The organism is Ferdinandcohnia sp. Marseille-Q9671, assembly GCF_976954385.1.
Genome location: NZ_CDRJTA010000001.1, coordinates 1,155,294 through 1,174,179, shown reverse-complemented (window position 1 = coordinate 1,174,179; position 18,886 = coordinate 1,155,294). Strand labels below are relative to the sequence as shown.

At 37.9% G+C, this 18,886-nt stretch carries 16 protein-coding genes and 8 tRNA genes; 16 read left to right on the top strand and 8 right to left on the bottom strand.

What is annotated here, in order from left to right; translation table 11 throughout:
* The first annotated feature begins 3 nt into the window (after positions 1-3).
* The 8 genes from ACWNMY_RS06015 to ACWNMY_RS05980 all read left to right on the top strand — a co-directional run bounded on the left by ACWNMY_RS06015 (position 4) and on the right by ACWNMY_RS05980 (position 777).
* Positions 4-79, top strand: a tRNA-Asp gene (locus ACWNMY_RS06015).
* A gap of 16 nt (positions 80-95) precedes the next feature.
* Positions 96-171: transfer RNA gene (locus ACWNMY_RS06010), tRNA-Phe, on the top strand.
* Between the two features lie 19 nt (positions 172-190).
* Positions 191-266: transfer RNA gene (locus ACWNMY_RS06005), tRNA-His, on the top strand.
* A gap of 50 nt (positions 267-316) precedes the next feature.
* Positions 317-390, top strand: a tRNA-Gly gene (locus ACWNMY_RS06000).
* A 15-nt stretch (positions 391-405) separates the two neighbouring features.
* Positions 406-482: transfer RNA gene (locus tag ACWNMY_RS05995), tRNA-Ile, on the top strand.
* A gap of 8 nt (positions 483-490) precedes the next feature.
* Positions 491-565, top strand: a tRNA-Asn gene (locus tag ACWNMY_RS05990).
* Between the two features lie 8 nt (positions 566-573).
* Positions 574-664: transfer RNA gene (locus ACWNMY_RS05985), tRNA-Ser, on the top strand.
* A 41-nt stretch (positions 665-705) separates the two neighbouring features.
* Positions 706-777: transfer RNA gene (locus ACWNMY_RS05980), tRNA-Glu, on the top strand.
* A gap of 457 nt (positions 778-1,234) precedes the next feature.
* Here ACWNMY_RS05980 and ACWNMY_RS05975 read toward each other — a convergent pair.
* Both ACWNMY_RS05975 and ACWNMY_RS05970 read right to left on the bottom strand, forming a co-directional pair.
* Positions 1,235-1,411: a hypothetical protein gene (locus tag ACWNMY_RS05975; protein ID WP_449537354.1), complete on the bottom strand. Its 177-nt coding sequence runs from the start codon at positions 1,409-1,411 to the stop codon at positions 1,235-1,237.
* Positions 1,412-1,462: 51 nt separating this feature from the next.
* Entirely contained in the window at positions 1,463-2,260 is a 798-nt protein-coding gene (locus tag ACWNMY_RS05970; RefSeq protein ID WP_449537353.1) for a TIGR00266 family protein, read from the bottom strand.
* A gap of 216 nt (positions 2,261-2,476) precedes the next feature.
* Between ACWNMY_RS05970 and ACWNMY_RS05965 the strand changes: the two genes are divergently transcribed.
* The gene (locus tag ACWNMY_RS05965) at positions 2,477-4,888 is read left to right on the top strand and encodes a penicillin acylase family protein (RefSeq protein WP_449537352.1); all 2,412 of its coding nucleotides are present in this window, start codon (positions 2,477-2,479) and stop codon (positions 4,886-4,888) included.
* Positions 4,889-4,936: 48 nt separating this feature from the next.
* On the opposite strand, the gene ACWNMY_RS05960 is transcribed toward ACWNMY_RS05965, so the two are convergent.
* The 3 genes from ACWNMY_RS05960 to ACWNMY_RS05950 all read right to left on the bottom strand — a co-directional run bounded on the left by ACWNMY_RS05960 (position 4,937) and on the right by ACWNMY_RS05950 (position 7,471).
* A complete protein-coding gene (locus ACWNMY_RS05960; protein ID WP_449537351.1) occupies positions 4,937-5,701 on the bottom strand; it encodes a yteA family sporulation protein in 765 nt (254 codons plus the stop codon).
* A gap of 313 nt (positions 5,702-6,014) precedes the next feature.
* Complete coding sequence (locus tag ACWNMY_RS05955) at positions 6,015-6,266, bottom strand: hypothetical protein (RefSeq protein WP_449537350.1); 252 nt, start codon at positions 6,264-6,266, stop codon at positions 6,015-6,017.
* 272 nt (positions 6,267-6,538) lie between these two features.
* Entirely contained in the window at positions 6,539-7,471 is a 933-nt protein-coding gene (locus tag ACWNMY_RS05950) for a 1,4-dihydroxy-2-naphthoate polyprenyltransferase (protein ID WP_449537349.1), read from the bottom strand.
* 458 nt (positions 7,472-7,929) lie between these two features.
* Here ACWNMY_RS05950 and ACWNMY_RS05945 point away from each other — a divergent pair, with 458 nt between their 5' ends.
* From ACWNMY_RS05945 to menC, 6 genes are all read left to right on the top strand, one after another.
* Positions 7,930-9,321, top strand: coding sequence for an isochorismate synthase (locus ACWNMY_RS05945; RefSeq protein WP_449537348.1), 1,392 nt, complete (start codon positions 7,930-7,932; stop codon positions 9,319-9,321).
* Complete coding sequence (menD, locus tag ACWNMY_RS05940; RefSeq protein WP_449537347.1) at positions 9,314-11,065, top strand: 2-succinyl-5-enolpyruvyl-6-hydroxy-3-cyclohexene-1-carboxylic-acid synthase; 1,752 nt, start codon at positions 9,314-9,316, stop codon at positions 11,063-11,065. The genes ACWNMY_RS05945 and menD overlap by 8 nt, the downstream gene beginning before the upstream one ends.
* A gap of 4 nt (positions 11,066-11,069) precedes the next feature.
* Positions 11,070-11,888 (top strand): 2-succinyl-6-hydroxy-2,4-cyclohexadiene-1-carboxylate synthase, encoded by an 819-nt coding sequence (gene menH, locus ACWNMY_RS05935; protein ID WP_449537346.1) that lies wholly within the window; start codon positions 11,070-11,072, stop codon positions 11,886-11,888.
* Between the two features lie 36 nt (positions 11,889-11,924).
* Positions 11,925-12,746: a 1,4-dihydroxy-2-naphthoyl-CoA synthase gene (menB, locus tag ACWNMY_RS05930; protein ID WP_449537345.1), complete on the top strand. Its 822-nt coding sequence runs from the start codon at positions 11,925-11,927 to the stop codon at positions 12,744-12,746.
* Positions 12,747-13,046: 300 nt separating this feature from the next.
* Entirely contained in the window at positions 13,047-14,519 is a 1,473-nt protein-coding gene (locus tag ACWNMY_RS05925; protein ID WP_449537344.1) for an o-succinylbenzoate--CoA ligase, read from the top strand.
* Positions 14,519-15,622 (top strand): o-succinylbenzoate synthase, encoded by a 1,104-nt coding sequence (gene menC, locus ACWNMY_RS05920; RefSeq protein ID WP_449538400.1) that lies wholly within the window; start codon positions 14,519-14,521, stop codon positions 15,620-15,622. Before ACWNMY_RS05925 ends, menC begins: the two co-directional genes overlap by 1 nt.
* A gap of 53 nt (positions 15,623-15,675) precedes the next feature.
* On the opposite strand, the gene zupT is transcribed toward menC, so the two are convergent.
* From zupT to ACWNMY_RS05905, 3 genes are all read right to left on the bottom strand, one after another.
* Positions 15,676-16,485 carry a zinc transporter ZupT gene (gene zupT / locus ACWNMY_RS05915; protein WP_449537343.1) on the bottom strand — a complete coding sequence of 270 codons (810 nt, stop codon included), beginning with the start codon at positions 16,483-16,485 and terminating at the stop codon, positions 15,676-15,678.
* Positions 16,486-16,834: 349 nt separating this feature from the next.
* Positions 16,835-16,996, bottom strand: coding sequence for a DUF1540 domain-containing protein (locus tag ACWNMY_RS05910; RefSeq protein ID WP_449537342.1), 162 nt, complete (start codon positions 16,994-16,996; stop codon positions 16,835-16,837).
* Positions 16,997-17,091: 95 nt separating this feature from the next.
* The gene (locus ACWNMY_RS05905) at positions 17,092-18,027 is read right to left on the bottom strand and encodes a metal ABC transporter substrate-binding protein (RefSeq protein ID WP_449537341.1); all 936 of its coding nucleotides are present in this window, start codon (positions 18,025-18,027) and stop codon (positions 17,092-17,094) included.
* Positions 18,028-18,240: 213 nt separating this feature from the next.
* Between ACWNMY_RS05905 and ACWNMY_RS05900 the strand changes: the two genes are divergently transcribed.
* Entirely contained in the window at positions 18,241-18,798 is a 558-nt protein-coding gene (locus ACWNMY_RS05900) for a beta-class carbonic anhydrase (protein WP_449537340.1), read from the top strand.
* Positions 18,799-18,886 lie beyond the last annotated feature (88 nt).

The window sequence follows — 18,886 nt, the reverse complement described above, 5'->3', positions numbered from 1 at the left end:
AATGGTCCCGTGGTGTAGCGGTTAACATGCCTGCCTGTCACGCAGGAGATCGCCGGTTCGATCCCGGTCGGGACCGCCATATTAATTATTTTGTTGGCTCAGTAGCTCAGTCGGTAGAGCAAAGGACTGAAAATCCTTGTGTCGGCGGTTCGATTCCGTCCTGAGCCACCATATTTTACTAAACTTAATGGCGATTGTGGCGAAGTGGTTAACGCATCGGATTGTGGTTCCGACATTCGTGGGTTCGATTCCCATCAGTCGCCCCATATATTATCCGTAGGCTTTAGTTGAATAAAATATCTTATATTATTTTTATGCGGGTGTAGTTTAATGGTAAAACCTCAGCCTTCCAAGCTGATGTCGTGAGTTCGATTCTCATCACCCGCTCCATATTTTTAAATCAATGGGCCTATAGCTCAGCTGGTTAGAGCGCACGCCTGATAAGCGTGAGGTCGATGGTTCGAGTCCATTTAGGCCCACCATATTTTATTCCACAGTAGCTCAGTGGTAGAGCTATCGGCTGTTAACCGATCGGTCGCAGGTTCGAATCCTGCCTGTGGAGCCATTTTTTTTGGGGAAGTACTCAAGTGGCTGAAGAGGCGCCCCTGCTAAGGGTGTAGGTCGCGTAAGCGGCGCGAGGGTTCAAATCCCTCCTTCTCCGCCATGTGATTTATATATTCAATAATCTAGCAATCTTATTAATCTGGCCCGTTGGTCAAGCGGTTAAGACACCGCCCTTTCACGGCGGTAACACGGGTTCGAATCCCGTACGGGTCATCAAGCGTTATGAGAATATCTCATAGCGTTTTTTTTATTGTTTAGGAAATTAAAAAATTCAACCTTATGATAAGTTATAAATGGGTTTATCTACATCTAGCTCCAGCGCCTAGTCCCTCGAGGTCATAAGCCAATCCGTCAAGAAGGTCAAAGAGCAACCTTCTCGCCGTTTAGTCTTATGCTTGTCGGATGCACAGGACAAGGGAAGCTTCGATAGCATAATCATCGCACGAAGAAAATGCATAGCATTTTCGAGGAATGTGCTGACGTCCGCGTTTGCCACAAGACGTGGCAGCCTTTAGTGGGCGTTTACTTTCAAGACGCTTGCGCTTTTGTTCTTTCAGTTTTTTAGCTGTTTTGTGCTTTGTTTTCGTTCTAATCGTACTCCTTTCTCTTCATTACTACTGCTCCCTAAAATGGAATTGTAGGAATGCAAAAACACCTGTTGCCAGGTGTTTTAGTCTTGATCCAGGATATCGTCTTCTATTTTTTTTCCTGGGTTATTTAAATCAACGTCTGAAAATATTCCAGGGGATATTCCTCGAAACATATCAAATGCTAAAATTTTATCATCAGGAGCATCAAATAATGGAGCATCGCGCTTCACGCTGTTAGTTTCATCTTCACGTTTCACCTTCTACACCTCCATTTATTATCCTCCCAGATAAACCTTTAATTATTCTTGCTATCTGTTATCACCATTTAACAAATTACCGATTCCTCCTAGAATACTTCCTTCACCAGTGCTTCCTCCATTCTTAGGTGCACTTGCGAAGATACGATCTGCTAGACGGCTAAATGGCAGTGATTGTACCCACACAGCTCCAGGTCCCCTTACTGTTGCATAAAATAATCCTTCACCACCAAAGAATGCTGTTTTAACTTTACCTACAAATTCAATATTGTAATCCACTTCTTTGGTCATTCCTACGAGACAACCCGTATCAATTCGTAACACTTCACCTGGCTCTAACACCCTTTTATGAATTGTTCCTCCCGCATGCAGAAAGGCAAGGCCATCTCCCTCTAATTTCTGCATGATGAAGCCTTCTCCACCAAAAAAGCCAGTACCTAATTTCCGTTGAAAATCGATTCCAACTGATACACCTTTTGCCGCGCAAAGAAATGAATCCTTTTGACAAATGACTTTTCCCCCTAGCTCACTTAAGTCAATTGGAATTATTTTACCCGGGTAAGGGGCTGCAAAAGAAACATGTTTCTTTCCGCTATGGCTGTTAGTAAATACAGTCATAAATAGACTTTCACCTGTTAGAACTCGCTTCCCAGCACCAAAAAGCTTTCCTAATAGACCTCCACCATTGGAGTCTGATCCGTCTCCAAAGATAGTTTCCATCGATATACCATCTTCCATCATCATCATAGCCCCTGCTTCAGCTATGACACTTTCTTGTGGATCTAATTCTATCTCGACAAACTGCATGTCATCTCCATACAGCTTATACTCAATCTCATGTGCATTCATTACGTCTTCTTCCTTTCTAAAAAAAGATGTTTATATACTTGTAATTCTCCATTACAATAGTATCTTCCTTTATGACTGACTAAAGAAGTTGAAAATTATTCCCTTGGAGGAAGAAGTATGTCGAATAGAAGGGACTGGATTTAAATGACAAATACAAACAAGAATATTATAATATATTTAGAATTTTCTTGATATAATGATTGATAGGAGGACCTTATGAAGCCAGATGTAGCCGTTAAAAAAAGGATATGGCCAAGGAAGAAACGATGGAAAGCCCTTTTCACAATTGGAATAGTGGCTGCATTTCTTCTAGTTTCAGCTATTGCAGCAGGTTATTTATTTTTGAGAAAAAGTTTACCTGTTATAGAAGGAGAGATTCTTGTAGAAGGGGTAACCGAAGAAGTAGAGGTATTACGTGATTCGAATGGAGTACCACATGTACTTGCAAATAACGAGCATGACTTATATTTTGCACAAGGGTACGTTACGGCACAGGACCGCTTATTTCAAATGGATTTAAGTCGTAGACAGGCTTCTGGTGAGTTAAGCGAAGTAATTGGAGAATCATTGATCGAGCAGGATAAATACTTTCGAACCCTTGGTTTACGTAGGGCAGCAGAAATTTCTTTTGAAGGGTATTCTGAAGAGGCACAGGTTGTGTTAAAGACATATGCCGATGGTGTAAATGCTTTTATTAGAGAAGCTAAAGAAAAGGGCACCTTACCTACTGAATTTACTCTAGCTGGATATGAACCAGTGGAATGGAGTCCAATTGATTCACTAACGATTGGAAAATATATGGCCTATGATTTAGGTGGACATTATAAAGGGCAAGCATTCAGATACTATATGGCACAGCATGTTTCTGAAGAAAAAGTGCTAGAGTTATTTCCTGCATATCCAGATAATGGTGCAACTGTACTTCAGGCTATAAAAGACAATCCATTAGACATTACAAAAAGTATTGCAAAGGCTCCTTTTCCAAATGAGTTTAATGGAAGTAATAACTGGGTCATAAGCGGTGATAAAACTGAATCAGGTCTACCCATACTTGCGGATGATCCTCATTTAGGTCTGGCCACTCCATCTATTTGGTATGAAACACATTTGCAAACGGATGAGATGGATGTGAGTGGTGTCATATTTGCTGGGGTTCCGGGGATTATTTTAGGACGTAACCAGCATATTGCATGGGGAGTAACAAATGTTGGACCAGATGTACAGGATTTATATATTGAAAAGAGAAATCCAAGTAATCCTAATCAATTTGAATATATGGGAAAATGGGAGGAAGCAACCGTCATTGAAGAGCCGATAAAGGTCAAAGATGGTGAAACGATTCCTTATCAAGTTCAAATTACACGACATGGACCAATCATCTCAGAATTCACCCATGATCATCAGGAAGATACTGCCTTATCATTAAGGTGGACAGCTTTGGATCCTTCGACAGAATTGGAAGCAGTACTTCTATTTAATAAAGCTAAGAATTGGGAGGAATTCAAAGAGGCACTAACAAGGTTTCATACTCCAGCACAAAATTTTGTCTTTGCAGCGACAGACGGGACAATTGCTTATCGTGCAAATGGTTTAATCCCTATACGCAAAAATGGTGACAGCACATTACCTGTCCCTGGTTGGACGGATGAATATGAATGGGAAGGGTTTATTCCATGGGAGGAATTACCGACGATTGTAAATCCAGATGAGGGCTTCATCTCAACCGCTAATAACAAAATTGTTACGGATGAGTATCCGTACCATATAACCAACACATGGGCTCAACCATACCGACAACAGAGGATTCGTGATGTACTAACAAGTAAGGATGTCTTCACCACAGAGGATATGCTTGAACTTCAATTTGATCACCATAATTTACAAGCAGAGGAGTTTGTTCCTTTATTATTGAATGTTTTATCTTCTAAGGAAGCACAGCTTCGAGATATTGATATCGATGTAATCAAACAATTAGAAGCATGGGACTATATAGATGGCATAGAGGCAGGACAGCCGTTAGTATTTCATAAATGGATGGAACAGTTTGCGAATATTATGTTTGAAGACTCAATTCCACAAGATATTGATAAACTGTTTGAAGGGAAAGGGCAAATTGTAGACGAAATGATTCGGAACGCTGTAAAAGGTAAAGAAGGAATTTGGTTAACAGAAGCTGGTGGGTTGGAGGAGGTAACATTGAAGTCCTTCCAACGAGCAGTAGATTTTGCAGTGGAGCAACAAGGAGACAATCCAAGCAAATGGGTATGGGGTGAGTTTCACCAAGTTCCATTTAAACATCCATTGTCTGCAATCAAACCCTTGCATTATTTATTTAATAGTAATGGAACAACCCCAATAGGTGGAAGTGCTATAACCGTTGCAGCGGCTAGTTTCAATAAGAAAACAGGTTTAGTGACACATGGAGCTGCGTGGAGATCGGTAACGGACCTATCAAACCTTTCTCAAAGCTATAATGTTGTTGGCCCAGGGCAATCGGGTCATGTATTGAGTAAATTTTACCATGATCAAATCAATGATTGGACAACAGGTAAATATCATATCACATACAATGATAGGGAAAGGTATAAAAAGGATGGATATAGACTTATCTTAAAGCCTAAGAAGTAAAGTAAAAGGCAGTGAATCTCCACTGCCTTTTTGTTCTTTATCTAGTTTTTACTTGTCTTCAGCTTCATCCTCGGTATATGGTTCCTTTTCGTACGGAGGGAGGTCTCCAAATATCGTCATTAGTCCTTCTTCATCTAGCGCGTCTTCATAACGTTCATGTTGATTGTTTGGATAGATGATTATTTCCTTACCTTCAATATCAGTTGCAACAAAGTTTTCGTAATCTTCCACATAACCAACATTTTCTCCAGATTCAATGAAAGCCTCATTGTAGTGATCAACAGAATCAGTTAGGTCAGAAGGGGATTCAGATGTTCCGTATCGTGCTACTTCCTGCCACGAATCCTCTGCATCAAAACTCACTGACTCATCTTCTTCATCTAATTCAAACTTTCCAAACGGAGGCATCAAAACCCCTTCCTCTATAGGTCGGTTATGAGAAACAACCTGTGTTGGACTGTGTTCAACACAATAGGTAGTGGTTGGAATTGCATCTAAACGGTCAAATGGGATGTCTTTACCGCATTTTTGACATGTACCATAGGTTCCTTCTTGAATAGCCTGTAAGGCATAATTAATATCCTCTAGTTCTTTTTCGACATGTTCATTTAATGCTATGTCTTTCTCTCTCTCATATAATTCGGTAGCCTCATCTCCAGGATGGTTATCATAAGAGGAAAGTTCTCCAACGGATTCATGAAAATGACCTTGTTCTAAATCAAAATGATCACCATCTCTTAACTGCTCTTCAACCTCTTTTTTTGCCTTTATCAACTGTGAACGGAAGGTTGATAATTGCTCATTCGTTAACATGTAAAGCACTCCTTCCATAATAACTTTCGTAACTAATCTTGTTATGTATTATTTACATAAACACAAAAATCATAAATGTAAAAAAGTGCTTGTATGATTAAGAAAACCATAAAGCGTACTTTATTGGCGACAAGTATAAGAAAAGCGCTGACAGAAGGTGTATTTTACCTTCTGAAGCGACTGGCTTAGACCAAAGAGCCGTTGGCGCCTGGAGCTGGACAATGAAAACCGAATGTTAAATAATATTGTTGTTTTATGCAAACAGAAAAGGGAACCATATAAAAAGGTTCCCTCAAGTAAAGTACGATATAGTTTAATAACCAAGTTCTTTTTCTTCGTACTCTTTCTTCACTTTTTTAATACAACGTGTAAGAGTGTATATGAATGCAAAAATAATTACTATAGATGAAAAAAGTTTCCAATCAATATCAGGTAGCATAAAATACGCCTTAAAGATAACATTACTCCCAAATATCATTAAAATCAAAGTTAGAAAATAATAAATACGCACAGAACTACTATATTTTAGTAGACTTATGCTCCACCATTTTCTTCTTTTTTCCATAGAGCAATCGCCTCCAAAGAATTTTATAACATATAATAACCTCGGTAAATTCTCACAGTCTAATTTTATCATATGTTACGTATATAGAACATAAGCTACTTTCAACTATCATTTTGCTAACCATTACATGATTAATTCTATGTTGGATACTATCAAGAAATTGAAACTAACATAAATATCGGTCGATGTATTTTGTAGCCATGCCACTAAATCAGCTCATCTAGCCTTAAACATAGCTAAAAATAAAAAAACACGATATAAAATCGTGTTTTTTAAAAGAAGTAGCTAATAAACAAACCAATTGATAATAAAAATCCAAAGAAAGTATTCGTCTGAGCAGTTGCTTTCATTGCAGGCATCATTTGAATTGGCTCTGATTTGCCAACAAACCCTTTCACAGCTTGAACAGCCTTAGGAATACTAACTAAAACTAGTAGACTCCATAGAGGGGAAATACCAGCAAAAGTTAATAAAATTATCCATAAGTATGAAATGGTAAAAAGAAAAGCTAAGAACTTAATGGATTTTTCTCTTCCTAATAATATCGGTAGAGTTCTACGACCATTCTTTTTATCCCCATCCAAGTCCCTAATATTGTTAGACATATTAATTGCCCCTACAAGAATCATAATAGGTAAAGCGATTAACACACTAACTGTAGTAACTGTACCAGTTTGAATGAAAAATGATAGTAAAATAATGATTAGACCCATAAAAAAGCCTGATGCAAGTTCTCCGAAAGGTGTGGAAGAAATCGGGAGTGGTCCACCAGTATAAAAGTATCCAATTGACATGCAAATGGTACCAATCAACGCCAACCACCAGCTACTATTTAAACAAATATATACTCCTAGTAACATTGAAACTCCAAAGAATATGAATGCAAGGTTTAAAATTACCTTTGGTTTCACTCCGTCCCTTACAATGGTTCCACCAATTCCAACTGATTCAGCAGTATCTAGTCCACGTTTGTAATCAAAATATTCATTTATCATATTAGTTGCTGCTTGAATAAGAAGGCAGGCCAATAACATGACCAAAAATAGAGGTAGATTGATTTCTGTTTCAGGAAATGCAAGAACCGTTCCTAAAATGACTGGAACAAATGATGCTGTAAGTGTATGTGGGCGCATAAGTCTCCACCATACTTGAAACCTATTTGAAGGCTTAGATAACTTCTGATTTGACTGAAGCCCTGTTTGCATAATTACCTTCTCCTCTCACGTCAAGTCATGTATATCCACAATAAAGTTTAGTGAATTAGACAAGCACTGTCAATGGTTTAATGTAGCAAAACATCTCCTGAATATTGGTACCTAGAATGAAACGTATAAGGGAAACGAAAGCACAGACAAAAGGGACGTAGAAAGTCCACAGTCAAAGTCATGGACACACAGTTCGAATAGCCTACAAATCGGACATAACCCCGACTAACCAAACCTAAAAATACTTATAATAGGAAGTAAGTAGTCATTATCCGTTAGTGTATGGTAGAATCAAGTTTGTTGACATCTGGTGATAATGAGGTATATGTTTAAGAAAGTTTTGGATACCTCTCTAGGATTTTTATCACAGTAATTCTTGGAGTAAATGATATACTATACTTACATATTTTATTGAAAAAATAAAGTAGCAACAAATGTCGGGGGGATAAAAGTTGGTCATGATACAACAAAAAAACTTGAAAGATTACATAAAGCAAGGAATCATCCGTGCAAAGGAGCTTTCCAAGCCTGTACTTGTAAGTCAGGTGACAGAAATACAGAGCATTGACCCCCTATTGTTCTTTTCTGTCGGAAAAAAGGTGCCTTTTCAAACGCGATGCTTTTGGTCCAATCCTACAAATGATACAATTATCGTCGGACTTGGGGAAGCCTTTTCGATTAGTGTTAATCAATCTACAGAACACTTTGAAATTGTAGAAGACAAGTGGAAAAGCCTTATAAAAAATCAAATGATTGTTGATAATAATCACCCTTATTCGACTGGTCCTATTTTAATGGGAGGATTCTCTTTTGATCCTTTAAAACAGAGGACAGCTCTGTGGAATAATTTTGATGATGCAAAATTTGTTTTACCCACAATTATGCTATCAGTTTACAAGGGAAAGACATTCCTCACTAGGAATATTATCTGTGAGCCTTCAGGAGCTTCTAGTACGGAAATTAGCTTGGAACAGCTAAAGCTGCTCTTTGAAGAAGAGAACAGGTTTCAACATACCTCATCTTTTACAAAGGAAGAAATTGAGCCTGCTGAGTGGATGGAGTCCGTACGCGATGCTGCTAAAAAGGTTCAATCTGGTGAGGTTGAGAAGGTTGTTTTAGCCAGGGAGATTAAATTACATTTTGAAAATAAAATTCAAGCAAGCCAAGTGCTTGCTCGCCTAAAAGAAGAACAACCAATGAGTTATTTATTTGCAATTGAATATGGTGAATCCTGCTTTATTGGAGCTTCACCTGAGAGGCTTATTAAGAAAAAAGGTGAAGAATTCCTAACAACATGTTTGGCTGGTTCTATTCGTCGTGGAAAAACAACTTCTGAAGATGAAAAGCTAGAGGATGAGCTACTCGGTGATTCGAAAAATTTACATGAGCATGATGTTGTCGTACAAATGATAAAAAAAGCGATGGAAAATTCATGCACAAGTATATCAGCACCATCTCATCCTGGAATCTTGAAAATGAGGGATATCCAACATTTATATACACCTGTAAAAGGAATTGCGAAGCAAAATATTTCGTTGCTCACAATGGTAGGTCGCCTACACCCTACACCAGCACTTGGGGGACAGCCAAAGCAAAAAGCGATTGAAATTATTCGTGAGTTAGAGATTTTGGATAGAGGTTGGTATGGAAGTCCAGTAGGTTGGTTAGATTCAAAAGATAATGGTGAGTTTGCTGTTGCGATAAGGTCAGGTTTACTAAATGAAGAGAAAGCTTCCTTATTTGCTGGCTGTGGAATTGTTGGGGATTCCGAGCCGGAAAGTGAATATAAGGAAACAATGATTAAATTTACACCAATGCTGTCTGCTCTAGGAGGCTTAGATAATGAATAATCATGCATTAACTCGATATGTGGCCTCATTTGTTGATGAACTTGTCCGTGTAGGAGTAACCGAGACGATTGTAAGTCCTGGTTCTCGTTCTACACCAATGGCAATTTTAATGGCCGAGCATCCGAAAATGAATATCACAGTGAATATAGATGAACGTTCTTCCGCGTTTTATGCATTAGGAGTTGCAAAGGCAACAAAGAAGCCAGTTGCCATCCTATGTACCTCTGGAACAGCAGCAGCTAATTATTATCCGGCAATCGTTGAGGCCTATCATTCAAGAGTGCCTTTAATTGTATTAACGGCAGATCGTCCTCATGAGTTGCGTGACGTAGGAGCTCCTCAAGCAATCAATCAAAACCAGCTTTATGGGAATTTTGCAAAGTGGTTTGTGGAAATGGCTCTACCTGAAGAGTCTGAGCAAATGCTGTCATATGTACGCACAGTAGCGGGAAGAGCTGCTGGAACAGCGTTGTCAGCACCTGCAGGACCTGTTCACTTGAATTTTCCGTTTCGTGAACCGCTGATACCCGATTTGGAGATAGATAACTTATGGTGTTCAAACGAAAACTACTCAACGAAAAATATCAATTTAGTTGTTGGAACACCGAAAATGAGTGAAGAACATACCCATCATATTATCGAACTTATTAATAATGGAAAAAAAGGAATTATTGTGTGTGGTGCCCATTTTGATGATGAATTTGGACAAGCCGTCGTAGACTTGGCAGAGGCTCTCCAGTTCCCGATTCTTGCTGATCCGCTTTCACAACTTCGGAGTGGGGAACATGTGAAATCATTTGTTCTAGAAGGATATGATGCATTTTTACGGGACGAGCATTTTCGAAATCGATTTTCTCCCGATGTGATTATACGTTTTGGAGCGATGCCTGTATCAAAGTCATTACTCCAATATATTCAAAAGCACAAGGACTCAACACAGATTATTGTCGATGGCGATGGTGGATGGCGAGACCCAACCCTATCAGCAACAGATATGGTGTATTGTGATGAAATTGATTTTTGTAACAAAGTAGTTGCGCGGATACAAAAAAGAAATAATCCTAGTTGGGTAAACGCTTGGATAACAGTAAATGAGATTACGAAACAGAATTTAAGCGCTGTACATACGGAAGAAGCTTTATTTGAAGGAAAGGTTTTTTCAGAACTACAAGAAATTTTACCAAAGAATTCAACATTGTTTGTTGGAAATAGTATGCCTATCCGCGATTTAGATACTTTCTTTACAAACAATGAGAAGTCAATAAAAGTACTTGCAAATCGTGGTGCTAATGGAATTGATGGACTTGTTTCAACAGCCATTGGAGTTAGCTCAAAACACCAACATACCGTTTTAGTGATTGGGGATTTATCCTTTTATCACGACTTAAATGGATTGTTAGCAGCAAAACAGCATAATTTAAACATTACCATAGTGTTAATTAATAATGATGGTGGCGGTATCTTCTCATTCTTACCTCAGTCAGCAGAAGAAAAACACTTTGAGACGCTATTTGGTACTCCTATCGGTCTTGATTATGAGCATGCGGTCAAAATGTATGGAGGAAACTTTATAAGTGTTACAAATTGGACAGAATTCAAGGAGACGATCCTAACTTCACTTTCTAACAAAGGGCTAACAGTTGTTGAAGTGAAATCTGACAGAAAAGAAAATGTCATGATTCATCGAAAATTGTGGAATAATGTTTCCCAGGAAATATATCATTATTTAAATGAGGAACAATAAAACTATGTTTATTTCATCACATGGAGTCAATTACCATGTTAAAGTTGTCGGAAATGGGATGCCCTTACTATTTCTTCATGGATTTACGGGGAGTATATCAAATTGGAAACAGGTAGCTGATAGCCTAAAAAATCACTATACATGTGTATTGATAGATATCATTGGACATGGTAAAACAGATTCGCCAACGGATTTTCATAGATACTCTATTCCTCATGTTGCTCAAGATATTATTCAAATTCTTGATCAACTAGATATCCCAAAAGTAACAATTGTTGGGTACTCTATGGGAGGCAGACTAGCTTTAGCAACAGCAATTCTACATCAATCGAGGGTTGAGAACTTGATTCTTGAGAGTAGTTCTCCTGGTTTACGAACGGAGGAAGAAAGGTTTCTACGATTACAATCTGACGAACAATTAGCAAGACAAATTGTTCTAGAGGGTATAAAAAGTTTTGTGGACTACTGGGAAACTATCCCTCTATTTTCGTCACAAAGGTTACTATCAAAAGAAAAACAATTAGAAATCCGGAAACAACGTTTGAGAAATAATCCAAAGGGCTTAGCAAATAGCCTTCGAGGGATGGGAACTGGTGCTCAACCTTCGTATTGGCATCGGTTATCAGAACTTTCAATTCCAACATTATTACTTTGTGGAGGACTTGATTCAAAGTTTTGTAACATCGCCGAACAGATGAATTCTAGCATGTATCATGCAAGCGTGAAGAAAATAAAAAATGCTGGTCATGCAATTCATGTGGAACAACCAGATATTTTTGGTAAAATAGTAAATGAGTTTGTTTTTGATCAACAAACAGTTTGATCACTACTTACAAACAACATAAAGGAGGACAAGCTAATGGCTACAGTTGAATGGGTTGCCGAACGCAAGTATGATGAGATTTTATATGAAACATACAATGGCATCGCTAAAATAACAATAAACCGTCCAGAAGTTAGAAATGCCTTTACTCCAAAAACGGTAACAGAAATGATTGATGCTTTTGCATATGCAAGGGACGATTCAAATATTGGAGTTATCGTTCTTGCTGGTGCAGGAGATGAAGCATTCTGTTCCGGAGGTGACCAAAAGGTAAGAGGACACGGTGGGTATGTTGGAGAAGACCAAATTCCACGCTTGAATGTTCTGGATTTACAACGATTGATTCGTGTAATTCCTAAACCAGTTGTTGCAATGGTTTCAGGTTATGCAATTGGTGGTGGGCATGTTTTACATATTGTTTGTGATTTAACAATTGCTGCGGATAATGCCATTTTTGGACAAACAGGTCCGAAAGTGGGAAGCTTTGATGCAGGTTATGGTTCTGGATATCTTGCACGTATTGTAGGACATAAGAAGGCTCGTGAAATATGGTACCTATGTCGTCAATATAATGCACAAGAAGCATTGGATATGGGTCTTGTAAATACCGTTGTTCCTTTAGAAAAACTTGAAGAGGAAACAATACAATGGTGTGAAGAAATGCTTGATAAGAGCCCAACTGCACTTCGTTTCTTAAAAGCTGCGATGAACGCTGATACGGATGGTTTAGCAGGTCTTCAACAATTTGCTGGGGATGCTACACTTCTGTATTACACAACAGATGAAGCGAAGGAAGGACGCGATTCGTTTAAAGAAAAGCGTAAGCCGGACTTTAAGCAATTCCCGCGTTTCCCTTAATAACTTTATTCAGGGTTGTACCACTTTCTTTTAGGGGCGTTGTAATGCATTCCAAACAGAGGAGGACCCTAACTGGATAAAGCTAAGCCTCCGGGGGATATCTCAGATTTTTAAGGAATTTTTCGAGCATTGCCTCGAAGACTAAGAACGCCATAGCCTGTGGCAACTTCATCATGACCCACCGTATGTGGGCCTAAAAAACTTGGCGCAATTACGCCTAGGAGCATTTGATTACAGCTTGGTGAATCCTTCATCAAGCTGTTTTTTACATTATTACGGCATAAGGGGTTTGAAACGTACATGAATACAACAGAAATACCTAATTGGCTCAAACAACGTTCCTTCCTAACACCGAATCGAATTGCAGTTAAAATGGAACAAACAGAAGTGTCTTTTCTTGCACTGCACAATCGGGTAGAGAAAATGGCAAATCAATTAACATCTGCAGGTATTAATAAGGATGATGTAGTTGCAGTACTTATGAAAAATAGTATTGAGATGATTGAAATAATACACGCTTTGAAATACATAGGAGCTGTTACTGTATTACTTAATGTTAAGTTGACAAGTAATGAACTAGCATTTCAAATCAACGATTCTAGTGCGAAGGTAATTATTACAGAAGACCAACTTGTAGAAAAGGTAAGCGATTTTCATACTTTACTGATTAAAGACATTCAAGTATTACCTGAAAAAAAATGTACGATACAAGAGACGTTTTCTCTTGATGCAGTTGATACAATTATGTATACATCAGGTACAACAGGCAAGCCTAAAGGGGTCATCCATACATACGGAAATCATTGGTGGAGTGCGATTGGATCTAGTTTGAACTTAGGGTTACATCAAGACGATTGTTGGCTTTTAACTGTTCCTATGTTTCATATTAGTGGGTTGTCGATCCTCTACCGAAGCGTTATATATGGGATTCCAGCTATTGTACATGACGGTTTTGATCAAAAGAAAGCAAACCATGCGATTTTATATCAGGGTGTCACGATTATGTCTATTGTCAGTGTCATGCTAACAAGAATGTTAAAGGACTTAGAGAACAGGAGTTATCCTGAAACATTTAGGTGTATGCTATTAGGAGGTGGACCAGCACCAAAACCATTGCTAGAGGAGTGTATAAAACACAATGTACCCGTATTCCAAACATATGGTATGACGGAAACTGCCTCACAGGTTGTGACATTAGCTCCCGAATATAGCATTTCAAAGTTAGGCTCTGCGGGAAAACCTCTTTTTCCAGTACAGATTAGAATTGAGAAGGATGGAAGGAAGGCTAACCCAAATGAGATTGGGGAAATTTTAGTAAAAGCACCTAATGTTACGAAGGGATATTTGAATCGAAGCGACGCAACAAAAGCCTCTATTGTTAATGGCTGGTTTTATACCGGAGATATAGGATATGTAGATGATGATGGATTTCTGTTTGTGATGGATAGACGTTCGGATCTTATTATATCGGGTGGCGAGAATATTTATCCTGCTGAAATTGAAGCTACTTTATTAGGTCATCCACACATAATCGAAGCAGGTGTTACTGGTGTTGAAGATGCAAAATGGGGACAGGTCCCTGTTGCTTTTGTGAAGATAGATGATGCGAGCATGATTAGTGAAGAAGAAATCATCACATTTTGTAAGGAACGGATTGCTAAGTATAAGGTTCCAACAGCCATTTATTTTGTGAATCAGCTCCCACGCAATGCGTCTAACAAACTGATGAGACGCAAATTAATGGAGCTACTAAAGGCGGATAATAGAGAATGATTACAATTAAAAAAGTTACCCTACATCTTATCGAACAAAACCTATTATCACCTTTTGTGTCTAGTGCAGGAAAAGTTAGTGAGAGGGAGAGTATTCTAGTCGAGTTAGAGGATTCCGATGGTGCAGTAGGATGGGGGGAGGTTGTTGCCTTTTCGTCACCTTGGTATACAGAAGAAACAATAAAAACTAGCTGGCATATGCTAACAGACTTTTTAGTTCCCCACATTTTAAAACAAGTTATTGAACATCCGGAGCAACTACAGGAAAGCTTTCAATTTGTAAAACGAAATCATATGGCAAAAGCAAGTATTGACATGGCTCTATGGGATCTATATGCCAAAAAACAAGGGTTACCGCTTTCTAAAGTGATTGGTGGGACAAGGGACACGATTGACTCTGGTGTAGTCGTCAGCATCAATTCTATTGAACAAGTCTTGCATAAGATAAAAGAACATAATGACGAAGGATACAAGAGGATAAAAATTAAAATTAAACCAGGCATGGATTATAACGTTCTTACACAAATTAGAAGGGAATTCCCCACTGTACCATTAATGGTGGATGCTAATTCGGCGTATACTTTACGTGATATCGAGAAGTTAAAAGCACTAGATGAATTTGGATTAATGATGATTGAACAGCCTTTGGGAGAAGAGGATATAGTTGACCATTCAAAGTTACAAAAAGAAATCATTACTCCGATTTGCTTAGATGAAAGTATTACTACTGTTGAGGATGCCCGTAAGGCGATTGAGCTGGGAAGCTGTCGAGTGATGAATATTAAGATTGGGCGCGTTGGCGGTATTACTGAGGCTATTCGAATTCATAACTTATGTATGTCTCATGAAATTCCTGTCTGGTGTGGAGGAATGCTTGAAACAGGCATTTCAAGAGCTCATAATATTGCGTTAGCAAGTCTTCCGAATTTTACAATACCAGGGGATATTTCTGCATCTTCGAGATATTGGTCAAAGGATGTCATTACCCCGGAAGTAACAATCGAAAATGGTTGCATTGCCGTCCCAAAACAGCCTGGGATTGGATATATAGTAGATAGAAATTGGATTAAGAAAGTAACAAAAGAGAAAGTTATTCTACAATAATAATGTAAGTTCGGCAATGCTACTGGATGAATGTCATCATTGATTTTATTGCTTTAAATAAATAACAAAAGACTTAGGGCCATTACAGCCATTCCTGCAATTAGCCCATAGATGGATAAATGGCCACTATCATATCTCTTTGATGCAGGAAGTAATTCATCAAGAGAAATAAACACCATAATCCCTGCTACTGCAGCAAAAATTATCCCAAACATAATATCATTTAAAAAAGGCATTAGAATAATGAACGCTACAATTGCGCCAATCGGCTCAGCTAATCCAGAGAGAAAAGAGAGCTTAAATGCTCTTTTTTTGTCTCCAGTTGCGAAATACACGGGCACCGCAACTGCAATGCCTTCAGGAATATTATGAATTGCCACCGCAACTGCAATTGCTATTCCTAATCCTGGATCCTGTAAAGCAGAGGTGAATGTCGCAATGCCTTCAGGAAAATTGTGAATACCAATTGCAAGAGCCGTGAATGTTCCCATTTTTAATAAAGATGCCTTTTCAGCTTCTTCGGAAGAAAGATTCATATCTTCTACTTTCTTAACTTCATGAGGATTACTACTTTCAGGCACAAATTTGTCAATTAAAGCAATAAGGAGCATTCCCCCGAAAAATCCTCCAACTGTGACCCAGTTTCCTAATTGTGGTCCCATTTCGGAAACAAGAGCATCTTTCGCTTTGACGAAGATCTCTATCATGGATACATAAATCATAACCCCTGCAGAAAAGCCGAGAGTTAATGAGAGGAACTTTGTATTAGTTGTTGATGTAAACAGCGAAATTAAACTTCCGATTCCAGTTGCAAGACCTGCGAATAGGGTTAAACCAAAAGCAAGTAGCAAATTTTCATACATCGCCTATTCTCCTCTTATTTTAATAGTTTTTTACCAAACGAATAAATGTTTCCTGTGTGCAACTTTTAAGAGTATCATATGTTCATTTTTTATTTTTGTCAATTAATTTGTTTTAATTATCAAACTTTATTTAATACGCATAGGGAAATTTGGACCAGTATTGTTTGCCGTATGGTATTTGTTAATGAGCCAGGATTGGCCCAATTCATTACCTTTAATGGGGTAAGACTCTTTACTGCATATAAAGAATATGCTGTGAGTTCTTAAATTGTTTCAGGTTCGACATTTTTTTAAAGAGTGGAACAACAAAAAGGCAACTGAATGATTCAGTTGCCTTCTCAATTCAAAATTATATTTCACCTTCTGGAACAAAGGTTTTGCAGTCTGTTTCCGTTTGTTCAGATGCCGTTTTTCCCGTATGACTTACAACATAAATTGCATCAGCACTACATTTATTTCCCTTTGCCCAATAATGACAATTATTTACCTCACATAAAACATCTTGTGCCAATGTACTACACCTCTTTCTTAGGAATATGGTCTAGCACCTATTAGGTTCTCCAAGTAGTAGGTGTAGATGCAAGTAACATCTCCCAAAGGTGGTATTTAGTTTAGAGCCTGTTTCAGGGTATCAAGATTATGCTTCATCAAACTTATATAGTCTTCGTTGTTTGTTATTTCTTTTTCTGTTATTGCCTCTAGATTGTGAAGTGTTAAGGATTTCGTACCAGTTTCTCGTTGGACGGTTTCAGCAATTCTAGACGAAATGTTTTGTTCAAAAATAATATATTCCAGTTCGTGTTCCTTTACAAGTTCGATTATATTTTTCAGTTCTTTTTGAGAAGGCTCATTGGTAGGTGAATAGCCAGTGATACTTATTTGTTTTATACCGTAGCGCTCTTCCCAATATCCGTATGCAGAATGAGCAACTAAAATCTCTTTTCTATTGGAAGATTCAACTACTTTTTCAAATTCAGAGTTGATATTTTCCAATTGATTTTTTAAAGTGCTGAAATTTTCTTCGTATTGTTCCTGTGAGGAGGGATTTAATTCAACTAGTGCGTTCTTTATAGTTTCAGCAAGTTGTATGGAGTATATCGGATCCAACCATATATGTGGGTCAATATCTCCATGATCATGATTTCTGTCCTCATGATTATGGTCATGTTCTGAAGTATGTAAAAAATCTATACCATTACCTGCTTCAACCATTTTTACTTTTTCATCTTTCAATGTTTCTAATGCTGCAGTTACAAACCCCTCAACACCAACACCTGTATAAATAAATGCATCAGCATCTGCAATTTTGGTCATGTCTCTAGGTGTAGGCTCAAAGGAGTGTGCGTCTGCTCCGGGAGGGTATACACTTGTAACTGTTACATCCTCTCCACCAATCTTTTGAGCGAAATCTGTTAATGGAAACACAGTTGTAAAAATGAGAAGCTTCTCATTCTGATTTGTAGTTATATTTTTATCTGCCCCACAAGCTGAAAGAATAGTTAGGAATAAAAGTAGAACGAAAAATCTACCTATTTGTTTCATTTTGAATGTCTCCTCTCGAGTACCAAAAAGGCCTCTGTTTCAAATCCTTTCATATTATATCGTAATTATTCCGATTTGAGAACAAAAAACTATTTCACAATTGATATTATATGTAGTATTTGTCATTTCTTTTCTATAAGTAAAAATAAAATAATACTCACTAAGAAAAGTTTTTGTTAAAATAAGAGAAATATGAAAGAGAAGGTGAAATATATGTCATTAGATAGTATCTTGAAGTATAACCAACAATTTGTAGAGACCAAAGAATATGAAAAATATCAAACAACAAAGCTTCCCAATAAGAAAATGGTAATCGTAACTTGCATGGATACACGTCTAGTTGAGTTATTACCTAAGGCGATGAATATTGGAAATGGTGATGTAAAACTTATTAAAGTTGCTGGTGGGATTGTTTCACATCCATTTGGTAGTGTGATGAGAAGTATATTAGTTGCTGTGTATGAATTAGGTGCAGATGAGGTTTGTATTATCGGTCATCATGACTGCGGTATGAGTAATATCGATGCTGAAGGAATTTTACATAAAATTAAAGATAGAGGAGTAACACAAGGAAAAATAGATACATTAAAATACTCGGGTATTCAAATTGAAAAATGGTTTGAAGGATTTAGTGGTGTTGAGGATAGTGTAAAACATAGTGTAGAGATGGTTCAGAATCATCCATTACTTCCACGGGATGTACCTGTTCATGGTCTCGTCATAAATCCAGAAACAGGAAAATTAGATGTAGTTGTAAAAGGAAATAAATAAGATAAGGGGTCTCTTGGCCTCTTTTTTTTTGAAATTCTTGTAAACGGGTTAAAAGAGAGCACTTATTGGTTACTATGATAACTAGGAA